The sequence below is a fragment of the Acidimicrobiales bacterium genome, from assembly GCA_035536915.1.
GTDB lineage: Bacteria > Actinomycetota > Acidimicrobiia > Acidimicrobiales > JAHWLA01 > JAHWLA01.
In genome coordinates this window covers 99,731-115,075 of the sequence record DATLNE010000032.1, presented here as the reverse complement: position 1 = coordinate 115,075, position 15,345 = coordinate 99,731, and the positions used below count along the sequence as shown (strand labels likewise).

Here is a 15,345-nt window from a genome sequence, read left to right as displayed (position 1 = left end):
GGGGGTTCCTTTCATGACGGGGTAACGAGGGGGGCGGTGGGATCGGTGCCGGCGACGACGACGCCGGAGGTGCAGCCCGCGGCCGAGCAGGCCCGCAGGGTGACGGGGACATAGCGGCCGACCAAGCCGTTGGCGGCCATGAACCGGGTCAAGGTGCCCCGGTCGAACTTGGCTGTCGCCGTGGTGGCGCCTGCGATGTTCCACGCCGTGGCGGGCTGTGAGTAGGCGAGCCCGTCGACTTCCACGATCGACACCGACAGCCCGCTGGGGCTGATCCCGCACGGCAGCGTCACATGAGCCTGCACGGGCTGGCCCTCCGACGGGGCGAACAACGTGTTGGGGTCGAAGTCGACGTTGGCGGCCACGCCGCAGATCGTCACGGTGGTCTCCGCCGTCGACTGGTTGCCGTCGGGGTCGACGGCCACGGCGCGAATGCCCCACACGCCCGCTGTGGCCAACGGCCCCACGTCGGCGTGGCTGCCGGTGGCAACCACCGGGCCGTACCCGGCGGCGCCCGGCGACCGCAGCGACCACTGCACGTCGACATGGCCCCACGTGGGCGACCACGCCGTCGCCGACAGCGGCACTCGCGCCGCGCCGGCGGTGGCAGGCGGCGAGGAGATCGACAGGAGCGGGGCGTTGGCCGCGCTCTCGGCGTCGCCGCCCCGCACCACGCCGCTGATGTCGACGCCGTCGTTGAGGTTGGCAGCCACCTTCAGCACCGGCCCCAGCCCGGACGCCGACGGCGTCAGGAAGTTGGGCTCGAAGCGGGTCTCGAAGTGCACGCCGCACGGGTCGACGGCATCGAGGGTGGGCGTGTCGGCCACCGCCCACGGCACCAGCGCGTTGCCGGTGTCGAGGTAAATGCCGGCCCGCACGTCCTCGCGGTTGTCGCAGTCGCGCCCGGTCACCCGGATCAACTGGCTCTTGGCGAAGGCCAGTCGGTACACGTCGCCGTCACGGTCGAAGTACAGCCGCCACGTCGACAGTGACGGGCCGGTGGCCGTGAACGCGGGCCGGCTGCCCGCGACCAAGGGCACGCCGACGTTGCTGCCCGGGCTGGCCAGGTCGAGGGCGTGCACCTGCCCGTCGCGCACGACGGCGATGTGGCGAGCCGTGCCCCACCACGGCAGCGTGCCGCAGTCGCACACCAGCCGGTCCGCAGCCAGGCTCGGCAGCAGGTCGGTCACCGGCACGGTGCGGACCTCCGACCCGCCTTGCCGGAAGGCCAACGCCGAGTCGTCGGGCGAGAACGACGGCTCGCCCTGGTACTCGGTGCCGATGCGCACCGGCGTGGAGTTGGTGGCGTCGAGCTGCTCGCCGTCCGCCAAGGCATAGGGATGGGTGAGGTAGATGTCGCCCAGGCCCTCGCCCGCGTTGAGCTCGAAGGCCAGCGCCATGTCGGTGATCGCTTGGCCCGCCGTGCGCTCCCACGCCGTGCGCGAGGCCCGGCCCTGCAGCTGCAGCGGCCCGCCCGCACGGGCGCAGAACGGCCCGCCCACCAAGTCGCAGGTGAGCAACCGGCGAGCCTCGCCGAAGGTGACCGAGCCGTCGGTCACGGCCATGTCGACCACCCACAAGCTGCCCCGGTCGGTGACCGCCAGCGCCCCGTTGTCGGGGCGGATCGACGGCAGCGACGGGCAGTCGAGGCCGGGCACGTCGAGCGTCGACGTCGACAGCGCGGCGCCGTCGGCACCGAGCACGGCGACCTTGACGCCCGGGCAGGCGGCGTCGGTCGCCTCCGTCCACGCCAGCACCCGGCCGTCGGGGCTGAGGTAGGCGTCGCTGTCGTCGGCCCCAGGCGAGGCGGTGACGTTGGCGGGCGCACCGGCGGGCTCGGGCGCCAGCTCGACGCTGCCGACGACCGGGTTGAACTCGGTGTCCTCCCACTCCGCCAGCACCACGCCGTCGTGCTCCAGGCGGTACACCCGTGTGGCGCCCGACTCGGCGGGGCCGGCGTCGGGCGCGGAGAACTCGAAGGTGCCGCAGTGGTGGCACGACCCCGCTTCGGTGCCGTCGTGGGCATGGGCGGCGTCGTCGTGGACGGCGATGCCGACTTCCTGGCGATCAGCCAGCTCGGCGCCGCGCCGCACCAACTGCACGAAGCGGAAGTCGCTGGCCTCGTCGAGGCCGTTGCCGCCCGACGAGGTGCGCTCCGATTCGGTGACCATGGTGCCTGCCGCAGTGCCGTCGGTGCGCCCCGTCACCCGGAGGTGCGGACCAGCGGCCGCCGCCGCGCCCAGCAGGCGCGCCCGGCATGCCTCTTCGGTGGGGTTGTCGACGGTGGCGCCCAGCGCGCAGGCCGCCCACGACCAGTCCTTGGGCTGGTAGAGGACGTTGTCGTCGCCCCAGCCGGTGTTGCTGTACTTCAGGGCCGAGCGGTCGTCGGCCAGCCATTGGCGCAGCGACGTGTTGTACGCCGTGCCGCTGCCCAGGTCGGCGGACGCCACGGGCACGCCGGGCGTGTCGAACGGGCTGTGCGAGGGGTCGCGGTCGTCGTCACGCGACTCGGGCACCAGCCCGAGGGTGTGGCCGAACTCCTGGGCCAGCAGGGCGCCGGCCATGGCCGGGCTGGCTGCCTTGCCGCTCGACGCGGGCCGGGCGCCGACGGCGCGGGCCCAGGCCACGGGGCCGCCCAACAGGGCGTAGCCCTCGAAGCACGACTTGCCGGGAGGCGGCGGGTTGAACAGGCCGTAGCTGGCCGCCTCGCCCACCACGCCGACGACCACGTCGGCCCGTCCGCCCGGGTTGCGGGCGTTCCACGAGGCCAGCACCGAGGCCAGGCCCGCGGAGACCTGCGGCATGTTGCCCAGCAGGCTCGTGCCGCAGAACTTCTCGCCCGGGGGGATCACGTTCAAGCCCGGGTCGGTGGCCGTGCTCGGCCCCAGGTTCAACATGGCCGGGCTGAGCTTCCAGCGCACGCCGGCGGCGGCGTCGGCCACGCACGTGCCGCCCGGCGGGGTGACGACCTCGCACAGGTCGCCCTGCTCGGTGGCCGTGGGGGTGACCCGCGACAGCGCCCGCATGCCGTCCTCGACGACTGCGGCATCGCGGGGGGTGAACTCGGCCGCCATGCCGCCGGGGTTGGCGGCGTTGCCCATGGGGACCAGCAGCACCGACAGCGGGTTCGAGGTGGTGACCGGCTTCGACGCCCCTGCATAGGTGCGAGTCAGCACCGGGCCCGAACCGACGCGGTAGGCAATGGTGACCGTGACGTTCAACGTGAAGTCGCCGGGCACCGTGGGGGCCAGCGCCGCCGCGGGCACCACGAAGAGAGGCCAGGCGGCAGGCGGCGGCGTGGGCAGCGCGTCGGTCCAGCCCGGCACTGCCGTGTCGGCCACGGGCGACCAACGGGCGGCGGTAAACGGTGAGCCCACAGGCACACCGCCCACCGACAACGAACCGGCCAGCGACGTCGACGCCGCGATCAGCGTGGTCGTGGTCGACGAGCACGAGGGCCGGGACACGGCCACACGCACCAGCGTCTCCTTGCCACGCACGAGGCGGGCGTACTCGCCCACGCCTTGGCTGATGGTCGTGGCTCGCACCACCGGTGCCGTGTCGCACACCGCAGCGGAGCCCGGCGGGCCTGCGGTGAGCACGGACGCGCCGAGTACGGCACACGCGACAACGAGACGAAGACGCCCCAGTCGAGACATTCGGATACCCCTGCCCCTCTTGGCTCCCCAGCGGAGCACCCAGCAATCCCCTGGGTAAGGGTGGACTGTTCGCTCAGAACTTTCCAGTTTCAACTGGGATGTGTGACGAAAGTCACACTATTGCCAAGAACCGGCAATTGCGGGGAGCATGCGCTTTTCCCCTCGCAAGGAGGCCCGTCGTGGCTCGCAAGAAGGACTACCTGGAGCACCTGGCCCGCGTCCCCATGTTCAGCGCTTGCTCCAAGAAGGAGCTGGAGATGATCGCTCGTCAGGCCGAGGAGCTCGACGTCCCGGCGGGCGAGACGCTCATCAAGCAGGGCGCTTCGGGCCGCGACTTCTTCGTGGTGGTCGAGGGCAAGGCCGCCGTCACCCGGGACGGCAAGGACGTGGGCACAGTCGGCGCGGGCAATTTCTTCGGCGAACTGGCGCTGCTCGACAAGTCACCGCGCAACGCCACGGTCACGGCGTCGACCGCCATGCGGGTGTTCGTGCTGACGCAGCCGTCGTTTCACGGCCTCCTGGCGACGATCCCCTCGTTGTCGAACAAGGTCATGGTGGGCATGGCCCGCCGCCTTCAAGAGTTCGACTCCCGGAGCTGAAGCGGAGTTAGTGCGCCGCCTTCTGGATCTTGCCCGCCCGGATGCACGAGGTGCAGACGTGCATGCGCTTGGGGGCGCCGTTGACGATGGCGCGCACCCGCTGGATGTTGGGATTCCACCGACGCTTGGTGCGCCGGTGCGAGTGGCTGATGCTCATGCCGAATGAGGGATGCTTGCCGCATACCTCGCACACCGCTGCCATGACGCGCACGCTCCTGTAGGGGGACTGCCGGGGAACCGGTGCAGGTTAGCATCCCCCCACATGGAGACGCTCGAGCGGCTGGCAGCGGGGCACCTGCGCGATGTGGTGACCGGCTACCGCGACGCCTTGCGGGCCCACCAGGACGCCGTCAACCGGCTCAACGTCTACCCCGTCCCCGACGGCGACACCGGCACCAACATGGCCCTCACCTTGGAGGAGGTCGTCAAGGAGTGCGCGGCGGCCGACGACATGGTGTCGACCTGCAAGGCCATCAGCCACGGGGCACTGATGGGCGCCCGGGGCAACTCCGGGGTGATCCTGTCGCAGATCCTGCGGGCGCTGGCTGACGGGTGCAAGGGGGTCGACGCCGCGGGCGCCGCCGACGTGGCCGCCGCCCTGGGCAACGCCTCGACCGCGGCCTACGAGGCGGTGATGCGCCCGGTCGAGGGCACCATCCTCACCGTCGTCAAGGAAGCGGCCGCTGCCGCCCATGCCGCGGCCGACGGCGGGGCCGCCTTGGTCGACGTGCTCGACGCCGCCAAGAAGGGGGGGCAGGTCGCGCTCGACAACACGCCGGAACTGCTGCCCGTGCTGAAGCAGGCTGGCGTGGTCGACGCAGGCGGCGCGGGCTTCCTGCTCCTGCTCGACGCCTTCCTCCACGTGGTGGCGGGCCGCCCGCTGCCCGAGGCGCCCGCCGTCACCGGCCTCGTCGACTCGTCGGCGCCGGCGGCGCCGATGCACGACGGCGACAGCGACCTGCGCTACGAGGTCATGTATTTCCTCGAAGCGCCCGACGAGACGATCCCGGCGTTCAAGGACGTGTGGGCGGGCATCGGCGACTCCATCGTGGTGGTCGGCGGCGACGGCATCTGGAACTGCCACATCCACACCGACGACATCGGCGCTTCCATCGAAGCGGCCATGGACTGCGGGCGGCCCCGCAACATTCGGGTCACCGACCTCCACGAGCAGGTGGAGGAGGAGCGCTGGGTGCGCGAGGCCGCGGCCGTGCCCGTCGAAGAACCCGCGCACGATCCGGTGCCCACCGCAGTGGTGGCGGTCGGCACGGGCGAGGGGATCCGGCGCATCTTCCACTCGCTCGGGGTGCAGAAGGTGGTGGCGGGCGGCCAGTCGATGAACCCCTCGACGGCCCAGATCCTCGAAGCGGTCGAGGCGGCACCGGGGGAGCAGGTGGTGATCCTGCCCAACAACAAGAACATCATCCCGGTGGCCGAGCAGGTGGCCCCCCTGGCCTCCAAGCCGGTGTCGGTGGTGCCCACCACGGGGATCGCCCAGGGCTTCGCCGCCTTGCTGGAGTACGACCCCGAGGCCACCGCCGAGGCCAACGCCACGTCGATGGGCGAGGCCGCCGGACGGGTGGTCAGCGGCGAGGTCACCCGGGCCGTGCGCGACTCCGGCGAGATCACAGAAGGCGACTGGCTGGGGTTGTCGAGCAAGCGCATCGAGTCGGTGGCACCGACGTTGGCCGAGGCCGCCACCAGCCTGCTCGACCACCTCATCGGCGACGACCACGAGATCGTCTCCGTGATCGAAGGCGAGGGGTCGTCGGCCGCCGACACCCGGCGCATCACCGAGTGGCTCCGTGAGCACCGCCCCGACGTGACCTTCGAGGTGCACCACGGCGGCCAGCCGCTCTACCCCTACCTGTTCAGCATTGAGTGAGCCCCACCTGACCGTTCTGGTCCGGGAATCCGGCGCGGTGGCGCCGGATTCCCGGACCAGAACCGGGTAGCCGGCCGTGGCGAGGAGCCTGCAGCAGCTGGCCAACATCGCTGTCACCGAGTTGCGCGGGGTGGGAGCCAAGCGGGCCGACGCCCTCAAAGAGGTGGGCATCGAGACGGTCTACGACCTGCTCACCCACTACCCGCGGCGCTACGTCGACCGCACCGCGCAGGTGGCCATCGGCGAGCTGGCCGTGGGGGAGGAGGCCATGGTCGTGGCCGAGGTCAAGCGCAGCAGCGCCCGCCGCAGCCGCCAGGGCCGGGCCATCGCCGAGGTCGAGGTCTACGACGGCACCGCCTACCTGCGCTGCACGTTCTTCAACCAGTCGTGGCGGGCCAAGCAACTGCCGGTCGGCACCACCGCGGTCTTCTTCGGCAAGCTCGACGTCTACAAGGGCCGCCGCCAGATGGCCAACCCGCTCGTCGACCTCATCGGCGACCGTACCGGCCGCATCGTGCCCATGTACCCGCAGTCGGAGAAGGCGGGCCTGGTCACGTGGGAGGTCGCGGCGTGGGTGGAGGAGGCCTTGGCCCGGGCGGGCGACTTCGCCGACCCGCTCCCCGCCGCGGCCAATGACGAGTTCGACCTGGCCGATCGCACCTGGGCCTTCTCCCAAATCCATCAGCCCGAGTCGCTCGACGCCGCCTACGCCGCGCGCCGCCGCCTGGCTTTCGACGAACTGTTCCGCCTGCAGATGACCCTCGTGCTGCGCAAGCGGGCCTTGGAGCGGGAGTCGAAGGGCATCCGCCACACCGTCGAAGGCGAACTGGTGCCCCGCTTCCACCAGCGCCTCCCGTTCCCGCTCACCAACGCCCAGCGGCGGGCCATCGCAGAGGTCGAAGCCGACATGGCGGGGCCGCACCCCATGCACCGCCTCCTCCAAGGCGACGTGGGTTCTGGCAAGACCGTGGTGGCGGTAAGCGCGCTGCTCACCGCCGTGCAGGGCGGCCACCAAGGCGCCTTCATGGCCCCCACCGAAGTGCTGGCCGAACAGCACCACGTCGCCGTGCGCGCCCTGCTGGCCGACCTCACCGTGCCCGACGCGGGCGGGTCGTTGTTCGAGGAACGGCCGCTGCGGGTCGAGCTCCTCACCAACCGCACTACGGCGTCGGAACGCACCAAGCTGCACGCGGCGTTGACAGCCGGGCAGGTCGACATCCTCATCGGCACCCATGCCCTGCTCACCGAACAGGTCGCCTTCAAGCGCCTCGGCCTGGTGGTCATCGACGAGCAGCACCGTTTCGGCGTGGAGCAGCGGGCCGCCTTGCGGGGCAAGGGCGACGACCCCGACGTGCTGGTGATGACGGCCACGCCGATCCCGCGCACGGCGGCCATGACCGTCTACGGCGACCTCGACATGACCGTGCTCGACGAGCTCCCGCCCGGCCGCACCGCGATCACCACCGTGTGGGCCCGGGGGCCGCTGGAGGAGGCCGAGGCCTGGAGCCGGGTCAAGGAGGAGGTGGCCGCGGGCCGCCAGGCGTACGTGGTGTGCCCATTGGTCGATGAGTCCGAGCGGGTGCAGGCCAAGTCGGCCATCGAGGAATACGAGCGGCTGCGCACCGAGGTGCTGGCCGACCTGCGCCTCGGCCTGCTGCACGGGCAGATGCGCCCGGCCGACAAGGAACCGGTGATGGCCGCCTTCCGCCGAGGCGAGGTCGACGTGCTGGTGGCCACCACCGTCATCGAGGTCGGCGTCGACGTGCCCAACGCCACCGTCATGGTCATCGAGGACGCCGACCGCTTCGGCATCGCCCAGCTCCACCAGCTCCGGGGCCGGGTCGGCCGGGGGTCGGCCCGCAGTTGGTGCTACCTCCTGGGCGACGCCGAGAGCGAGCGCCTGGCCGCCGTCGAACGCACCACCGACGGCTTCGAGCTGGCGGAGGTCGACCTCGACCTACGAGGGGCGGGCACGATTCGGGGCGCTCGCCAGAAAGGCCGTTCCGACCTCAAGCTGGCGTCGCTCCGGCGCGACAAGCAGATGGTGGTCCAGGCCCGCGAACTGGCCTTCCGGGTGGTCGACGGCGACCCCTTCTTGGAGCAGCACCCGGTGCTGGCCGAGGAGGTGCGCGCCCTGGTGGACGCCGACGAAGAAGACTTCCTCTTCAAGTCCTGACGATGCGACGGCCCTCGAACGGGGTAGGGTCCGCGGCGAATGGGGAGCCCGCTTGTCGTCGTCGAGAAAGTCAACAAGTCCTTTGGTGACCTCCACGTCCTGAAGGACGTCGACCTCGTCGTCAACCGTGGCGACGTCGTCGTCGTGGTCGGCCCGTCGGGCTCGGGCAAGTCGACGCTGTGCCGGTGCATCAACCGGCTGGAGCCCATCGACAGCGGCACCATCACCATCGACGGCGTTGCCCTGCCCGAGGAAGGCAAGGCCCTGGCCAAGCTGCGGGCCGACGTGGGCATGGTGTTCCAGTCGTTCAACCTCTTCGCCCACAAGAGCGTGCTCGCCAACGTCACCCTCGGCCCCACAAAGGTGCGGGGGTTGTCGAAGAAAGAGGCCAAGGAACGGGCCATGCAACTGCTGGAGCGGGTCGGCATCGCCGACAAGGCCGACCGCTACCCGGCCGAGCTCTCCGGCGGGCAGCAGCAGCGGGCGGCCATCGCCCGGGCGCTGGCCATGGAGCCCAAGGTCCTCATGTTCGACGAGCCCACCTCGGCCCTCGACCCCGAGATGATCAAGGAGGTCCTCGACGTCATGTTGGAGCTGGCGTCAGAGGGCAAGACGATGATCGTGGTCAGCCACGAGATGGGCTTCGCCCGGTCGGCGGCCCAACAAGTGGTGTTCATGGACGGCGGACAGGTACTTGAAATGTCGCCGCCCGAAGAGTTCTTCGCGCAGGCCAAGACGGAACGGGCTCGCGACTTCCTCTCGAAGATCCTCAGCCATTGACAAAGGAGATACAGGTATGACGAGACGGCGTTGGTGGACCATCGCCCTGTTGCTCGTCGTCGCCCTCACCGGTGCAGCATGCGGTGACGACGACGACGGCGGTGCGGTTACAAACCCGACAGACGACAAGGGCGGCGACGAGGTCGCCCGTCCGAGCTTTGCCTCGGGCAGCACCATGGCGAGCTTGCAGTCCGACGGCAAGATCACAATCGGCGTGAAGTTCGACCAGCCCGGGTTCGGCCAGAAGAACCCGACCACCGGCAAGATCGAGGGCTTCGACGTCGAGATCGGCAAGCTGATCGCCCAGGGCATCTACGGCGGCCGCCTCGACGGGCAGGAAGCGAACATCGAGTTCGTCGAAGCGGTGTCGAAGAACCGTGAGCCCTTCATCCAAGAAGGCCGCGTCGACCTGGTGATCGCCACCTACACCATCAACGACACCCGCAAGCAGGTGGTCGACTTCGCCGGGCCGTACTTCGTGGCCCAGCAGGACCTGATGGTCAAGGCCGGCGACAATGCCATCAAGAGCGTCACCGACCTGGCGGGCAAGAAGGTCTGCACGGTCAAGGGCTCGACCTCGGAGAAGAACGTGCGGGCCAAGGCGCCCACCGCCGAGGTCACGCTGTTCGACACCTACTCGCAGTGCGCCGAAGCCCTCGGCGACGGGCGAGTGGTGGCGGTGACCACCGACAACACCATCCTGGCCGGCTTGGTCTCGCAGTCGAACAACGCCTACAAGCTGGTCAAGGCGCCGTTCAGCGACGAGCCCTACGGCGTGGGCCTCAAGAAGGGCGACCAGGCCTTCCGCGACTTCCTCAACGACCGGTTGGAGGAGATCTTCCGCAACGGCCAGTGGGCTGCCGCTTTCGAGCGGACGCTGGGCAAGCTGGGGCTCGACACGCCGCGGCCGCCGAGCATCGACCGCTACGCCACCACGGGTGGCTCGACCGGCAGCAGCACGTCGACCACGGCGGGCGGCTCGGGCGGTACGTCCTCGTCGACGAGCTCGTCGTCCGCGTCGTCGTCGACCACCAGTACCACGCGGTAACGCCCTGAACATCGTCTTCGACAACCTCGGCACCTACGTCGAGGGGATGCGGACCACGGTGTCGCTTACCCTGCTGTCGTTCGCGGCGGCAGTGGTGATCGGCACCGTGGTCGCCGCGTTCCGGGTCGGGCCCGTTCCCCCGCTGCGATGGGCGGGGGCGACGTATGTGGAGCTGGTGCGCAACACGCCGCTGGCCGTCCACTTCATCCTCTTCTACTTCGGCCTCACCAAGGTCGGCATCCGCTACGAGGCGTTCGTCACCGCGGTGATCGTGCTCAGCATGTACACGAGTTCGTTCGTGGCCGAGACCATTCGCTCCGGCATCAACGCGGTGTCGACGGGCCAGGCCGAAGCGGCCCGTTCCCTCGGGCTCACCTTCCCGCAGGTGCTCACCATCGTGGTGCTGCCGCAGGCCTTTCGCACCGTGGTGGCGCCGCTGGGCAGCCTGCTCAGCGCCTTGGTGCGCAACTCGTCGGTGGCCTCAGTCATCTCCGTGTTGGAGCTCACCGAGGTAGCCGACCGCCTCAACACCGCTACCGCCCGGCCCATCCCGGTGTTCTTGGGAGCGGCCGCTGCCTATCTCACGTTGACCCTGCCGCTGGGGTGGGGCATCGGCATCGTCGAGCGCCGGGTGGCGATCAAACGATGACCGCCACCGTGCTGGCCGACGCCCTCGGCCCCAAGGCCCGCCGCCGGGTGTGGATCGCCTCGATCGTCGCCGCCGTGCTGGTGGCCGCCGTCATCGGCGTCGCCGTTCAGCGCCTCGCCGACCGCAACCAGTTCGACGAAGCGCTGTGGAAGCCGCTGACCCAGCGCTCGGTCATCCGCTTCTTCCTCACAGGGCTGGCCAACACCATGAAGGCGGCGATGGTGGCCATGGGGTTGGCCTTGGTCCTGGCCACCTTCCTGGCCCTCGGGCGCCTGGCCCGCAACAAGCCGGTGCGATGGGCGGCGGGCGCGTGGGTCGAGTTCTTCCGGGCCATGCCCCTGCTGCTGCTCATCTACTTCTCGGGGCTGGGCCTGCCCAAGTACGGCATCCAGCTCCCGGTGTTCTGGTACCTGGTGCTGGCCCTGGTGGCCTACAACGGCGCCGTGGTGGCCGAGATCTTCCGGGCGGGCATCCTGTCGCTCGACCGGGGCCAGTCCGAAGCCGCCTACGCCATCGGCCTGTCGTACTGGCAGGCCATGTTCACCGTGATCGTGCCCCAAGCCGTACGCCGCATGGTGCCCGCCATCGTGAGCCAGTTGGTGACCCTGCTGAAGGACACCTCGTTGGGCTACGTGATCACCTACGAGGAACTGTTGCGCCGGGGCCGGCTCAGCGGCGAGTTCTACGGGAACATGCTGCAGTCGCTGGTCTTCGTGGCCGCCTTCTATGTCGTGGTGAACTTCGCCCTGAGCCAGGTCGCCCGTCGCTTGGAAGTGCGCCAGCGCCGCCGCTACAACGCAGGGGCCATGGACGTGGCCGGCGTCGAAGACCTGGCCACGGTGGCCGCCGAGGGTCGCCGGGCCTAACCGGTGCCGCGCAGTGCAGCCCGGAGGGCGGCGGCGGCCTCCTCTGTGGCGGGTTGCGCCGCTGCGTAGACCTTGCCCGCGGTGAAGAAGGCGTGCAGTTCGCCGTCCCAGCGACGACGCAACGTGGGAACGCCCGCCTGCTCCAGCCGCAAGGCGTAGGCCTCGCCTTCGTCGCGCAGGGGGTCGTACTCGGTAGTGACCACGTAGGCGGGCGGCAGGCCACCGAGGTCGTCCGCGTAGATCGGCGATGCCAACGGGTCGCGGCGGTCGTGGCCCGCCAGGTAGTGGTCCCAGAACCAGCGGGTGTCTGCTTCGTAGAGAAAGTACCCCTCCCCGTTCTCCTTCATCGAGGGGTAGCTCATCTCGGCGTCGACCGCGGGATAGACGAGCAGTTGGAAGGCCAGGGGAGGGCCGTCGTCTCGCGCTTTGAAGGTCACGGCCGCGGCCAGGTTGCCGCCCGCGCTGTCGCCCCCGACGGCGGTGGGCCCCGGCAATGTGGCGGCCGCCCACTTGGTGGCCGCGTAGCAGTCGTCGAACCCGGCAGGGAAAGGATGTTCCGGGGCGAGGCGGTAGTCGACGTTGACGATCGTCGTGCCTGCCGCCACGGCAAAGCGGCGGCAGAAGGCGTCGTGCTCGTCCATGCTCCCCAGGCACCACCCGCCGCCGTGGAACCACACCAGCGTGCCGACCGCGTCGTCGGGCCGGTACAGCCGCACGGGCACGCCGTCTGCGGTGGCGTCCTCGGTGGGGACCTCGGGCCCGTCGCTGTCGATGCGGTTGAAGTTGGCCAACAGTGTGCGCAACACGTCGAGGCCGAGGTCTTCGATCGTGAGGTTGCCGGCCTGCGCCAGCCGGTCGAACACGACTTGGGCGTCAGGGCTCAACGGCACCTTCGCATCCTACGGACTAGGCACATCGGTGGCCTGAGAATGGCCCGCACGCGCTAGAGACGGTCGGGCAGGCGGCACGTATCGTCTGCAGTGCAACAGGGGGGGCGGATGGTGTGTAACGCGCAAGGCGTGTTCTCGTGAGCGTTGAGGCGTGGTTCCAGAGCCAAGGGGGCGCAGTTGCCGCGGCTCGGCGAGCGGTCTCGTCCGACGGGCGCCTCCTGAACGCCGCCGTGCTGGCCGGCATGGCCGGCCTGGTGGCCGGGGGAACGGCCTATGTCCTCTGCGGCGAGCCCGACGGGCGGGGCCTGGGCTTGCTGGTACTGGGGGTGGCGATCGTCGCCCTCCTGGCTTCCACGAGATACGCCGTCGGGCTTGTGCGCATCTTCCTCGTGGCCAGCTTGGTAGTCGTGGCCGTGGGGCTGATCGACGTGGGCCGCGGGGCGATCGGCCGTGAGCGTGCGGCCTCGGCGCGTGAGACGGCCGGTGAGTTGCGGACGAAGCTGCTCGCCGCCTCGAAGGCGGCCGACCCCGCGCGGGCCACGGGGGGAGGGGCCGCACCAGCTCCCGACGCCCTCGCCGAACTGGGCCGGCTGCTTGCCGTTGCCCCGCCGGGGCCGGCCATCGACAGCCTCCGTTCCTTGGAGGCCGACCTTCGCGCCCTCCTGGCAGGCCCGTCGGCGTCGGCGCGGTTGGCGGAGCAGCGCCGGCGGGTGAAGGCCCTCGACCTCGGTGCGCTCCGTGGCGCTGCCGAGGCTGCGGTGGCAGCCGTCGAGGCCGCCGTGTTGCCGAAACCCGCCCCTGCGCCTGCCTCACCGAAGGAGGCCGAAGAAGCTGTCGACCAGCTGTGCAAGGCGGCGGGCGGAGCGATGCACCTCGACGGGGCAGCACCGCGCTGCCTGGCCGACTCGACATGCTCGGTCCTCCTCGCCGAGCTCGAACTCCTCGGCGCCGGCGCCGAGGTCGAAGTTGCTCGCTACGAGCACGCCCTCGCCACCGACAAGGCGAAAGAGGCGGCGGAGAAGGACCTCGAGGAGAAGCTCGACAAGCGAGCCGCGGCGGCCGGGCGGCGCGGCCGGGGCGTCGAGGACGTGGACGCCGTCGCCGCCGTCCGTGCGGGCGGCGGTGTCCTTCTCGGCGAGCTCCCGTGGATCGGCGGCGACGGCGAAGAGGCGGATCAGGTGCCCGTCGATCCCGGCGTGGTCGGGTGGCTCCTCCTGGCCGCGCTCTCCGTGCTCACTTACGTGGCGCTCGAACGCCGGGCGGCGCGAAAGGCGTTGGGCCCGGTCGTGGTACAGCCGATCAAGGAAAACGAGCCCGGACCCGAGGACGAACTGTTCAGGACCTACGTGCTCCGCAACGTCCCTGCTCCCGGCGCCGTGCCCGGTGCGGCCGCTCTCGTGCCCGTCGCCGAATTGCTCGATGCCACCAAGGTCCCGGCCGGGAACGCGATCGGCAAGCTTGTCGCTGCTGTCGCTGTCGCGCTCGGGGAGAAGCGTGGCTACACGGTCACCTACCGCACCGTGCCCACCGGTACGCCGGCTACCGCCCCTGCCGCGACGCCTACCCCGGCCGCCGCCGAGACACCGCCCACCGTCCCCGGCGCGACGCCCACCACCATCGCCGTGCGCGTCACCGACCGCCGCACCAAGGAGGTCGTCCACCAGCGCCTGGTGCACGACAACGCGCCCGCCGAAGCCCTGCGCAAGGCGGCCTACTGGGCGGCAACCGTCGTGCTGGCACGCTCGGATCGCGTGCCCCATTGGGCTCAGTGGCCCGCCGACAGCTCCGATGCCCTGGCCGCCTATCACGCCGACGACGACAAGGGCGAAAAGCCCCCGGTGAAGCTCATGGAGCAGGCGGTGGCCAAGGCTCCCGGCAACGGCCTGCTTTGCCTTTGGCTGTCGAATGCCTATGCGCTCGAAGGGCAACACCTGGACGCTTTCGAGCTCGCCCTGCGAGCGGCGACCGTCAACCGCCACTACGTCGCCGCCCGCTACCGGCTGGCCATGGCCGCCAGCCTGCTCGCGTCCGATGTGGATGCCAACTGGGTCGAACGGCCAGCGCACCAGCGCCAGCGTGTGACGGCAATGTTGAGGCGCTACCTATCGCACGGGGAGAAGCTGGCCGCGGCGTTGGACGCCCCCGACGCGAAGAAGGCGCTGTGCACGTTCGCCCTGGCCGAGTTGCGCGACATCGATCAGCGGCTGGGCCTGTTCCGCGTGTGCTTCAGCGCCTTGTGCAGGAGCGAGCGGTCGTACTGGCTGGCCTTCTTCCGCGCCGAAGCGGGGGGCGTGTCGGCCCGACGGCAGTTCATGCGGGCCATCGCTTCGTCGCGGCCCGCCATAGTACGACGAGGCGTCCTCTCAAAAGGCGACTTCCCAAAAGGCGACTTCCCAAAAGGCGACCAGCGCTCGCTCCTCAAAGACCCTTGGACGTTCTGGCAGGTGGCCTACAACCTGGCCTGCGACGACGCCATCAGGGCCGACGTCGAGGGGATGAAGGCGGCAGAGGATGCCCTGAAGCACCTCGAGATGGCACTCGAGCGTCCCGGAAGCCACCAGCTCACCAGGGCGTGGGTCGAGAAGGACCCCGACCTCGAGCCGCTGCACCGCTTGCTCCGGTTTACAGCATTCGTAGAAGCGCTACCAAGGGAGCAGGAGACTGATGCCGACTGACCGCGATCGGAAGATGGACCAGGCCCTGCCTGAGATCAGGAAGCGACTCGAGGATGTGGCGAAGCTGGAGCCGCGGTGGCGTTCGCTTTTCGACGTGTTCGAGGGGGTCACGGCGGAT

11 protein-coding genes are annotated in these 15,345 nt (G+C 70.3%); 8 read left to right on the top strand and 3 right to left on the bottom strand.

Annotated elements, in window-relative coordinates; all coding sequences use genetic code 11:
• Positions 1-11 precede the first annotated feature (11 nt).
• The gene (locus VM938_09055) at positions 12-3,602 is read right to left on the bottom strand and encodes a hypothetical protein (GenBank protein ID HVF75186.1); all 3,591 of its coding nucleotides are present in this window, start codon (positions 3,600-3,602) and stop codon (positions 12-14) included.
• 236 nt (positions 3,603-3,838) lie between these two features.
• Between VM938_09055 and VM938_09050 the strand changes: the two genes are divergently transcribed.
• Positions 3,839-4,258: a cyclic nucleotide-binding domain-containing protein gene (locus VM938_09050; protein HVF75185.1), complete on the top strand. Its 420-nt coding sequence runs from the start codon at positions 3,839-3,841 to the stop codon at positions 4,256-4,258.
• A gap of 7 nt (positions 4,259-4,265) precedes the next feature.
• Here the strand turns inward: VM938_09050 and rpmB are convergent, their stop codons facing one another.
• Positions 4,266-4,460 carry a 50S ribosomal protein L28 gene (gene rpmB, locus VM938_09045; protein ID HVF75184.1) on the bottom strand — a complete coding sequence of 65 codons (195 nt, stop codon included), beginning with the start codon at positions 4,458-4,460 and terminating at the stop codon, positions 4,266-4,268.
• A 60-nt stretch (positions 4,461-4,520) separates the two neighbouring features.
• Between rpmB and VM938_09040 the strand changes: the two genes are divergently transcribed.
• From VM938_09040 to VM938_09015, 6 genes are all read left to right on the top strand, one after another.
• On the top strand, positions 4,521-6,143 hold the full coding sequence (locus VM938_09040; protein ID HVF75183.1) for a DAK2 domain-containing protein: 1,623 nt from the start codon (positions 4,521-4,523) through the stop codon (positions 6,141-6,143).
• A 76-nt stretch (positions 6,144-6,219) separates the two neighbouring features.
• On the top strand, positions 6,220-8,319 hold the full coding sequence (gene recG / locus VM938_09035; GenBank protein HVF75182.1) for an ATP-dependent DNA helicase RecG: 2,100 nt from the start codon (positions 6,220-6,222) through the stop codon (positions 8,317-8,319).
• A gap of 39 nt (positions 8,320-8,358) precedes the next feature.
• Complete coding sequence (locus VM938_09030; GenBank protein HVF75181.1) at positions 8,359-9,099, top strand: amino acid ABC transporter ATP-binding protein; 741 nt, start codon at positions 8,359-8,361, stop codon at positions 9,097-9,099.
• Between the two features lie 16 nt (positions 9,100-9,115).
• Positions 9,116-10,147: a glutamate ABC transporter substrate-binding protein gene (locus tag VM938_09025; GenBank protein HVF75180.1), complete on the top strand. Its 1,032-nt coding sequence runs from the start codon at positions 9,116-9,118 to the stop codon at positions 10,145-10,147.
• Positions 10,038-10,796, top strand: a complete 759-nt coding sequence (locus VM938_09020; GenBank protein ID HVF75179.1) for an amino acid ABC transporter permease — start codon at positions 10,038-10,040, stop codon at positions 10,794-10,796. The genes VM938_09025 and VM938_09020 overlap by 110 nt, the downstream gene beginning before the upstream one ends.
• Positions 10,793-11,662 carry an amino acid ABC transporter permease gene (locus tag VM938_09015; GenBank protein ID HVF75178.1) on the top strand — a complete coding sequence of 290 codons (870 nt, stop codon included), beginning with the start codon at positions 10,793-10,795 and terminating at the stop codon, positions 11,660-11,662. The genes VM938_09020 and VM938_09015 overlap by 4 nt, the downstream gene beginning before the upstream one ends.
• Here the strand turns inward: VM938_09015 and VM938_09010 are convergent.
• On the bottom strand, positions 11,659-12,552 hold the full coding sequence (locus VM938_09010) for an alpha/beta hydrolase (protein HVF75177.1): 894 nt from the start codon (positions 12,550-12,552) through the stop codon (positions 11,659-11,661). The two genes, VM938_09015 and VM938_09010, sit on opposite strands and share 4 nt — an antisense overlap.
• A 137-nt stretch (positions 12,553-12,689) precedes the next feature.
• Between VM938_09010 and VM938_09005 the strand changes: the two genes are divergently transcribed.
• Entirely contained in the window at positions 12,690-15,227 is a 2,538-nt protein-coding gene (locus VM938_09005; GenBank protein HVF75176.1) for a hypothetical protein, read from the top strand.
• The last annotated feature ends 118 nt before the right edge of the window (positions 15,228-15,345 follow it).

Excerpts from the sequence above, each read along its gene's own strand:
- rpmB (HVF75184.1), bottom strand. The coding sequence starts at position 4,460 with ATGGCAGCGGTGTGCGAGGTATGCGGCAAGCATCCCTCATTCGGCATG.
- VM938_09040 (HVF75183.1), top strand. The coding sequence starts at position 4,521 with ATGGAGACGCTCGAGCGGCTGGCAGCGGGGCACCTGCGCGATGTGGTG.
- VM938_09030 (HVF75181.1), top strand. The coding sequence starts at position 8,359 with ATGGGGAGCCCGCTTGTCGTCGTCGAGAAAGTCAACAAGTCCTTTGGT.
- VM938_09025 (HVF75180.1), top strand. The coding sequence starts at position 9,116 with ATGACGAGACGGCGTTGGTGGACCATCGCCCTGTTGCTCGTCGTCGCC.
- VM938_09015 (HVF75178.1), top strand. The coding sequence starts at position 10,793 with ATGACCGCCACCGTGCTGGCCGACGCCCTCGGCCCCAAGGCCCGCCGC.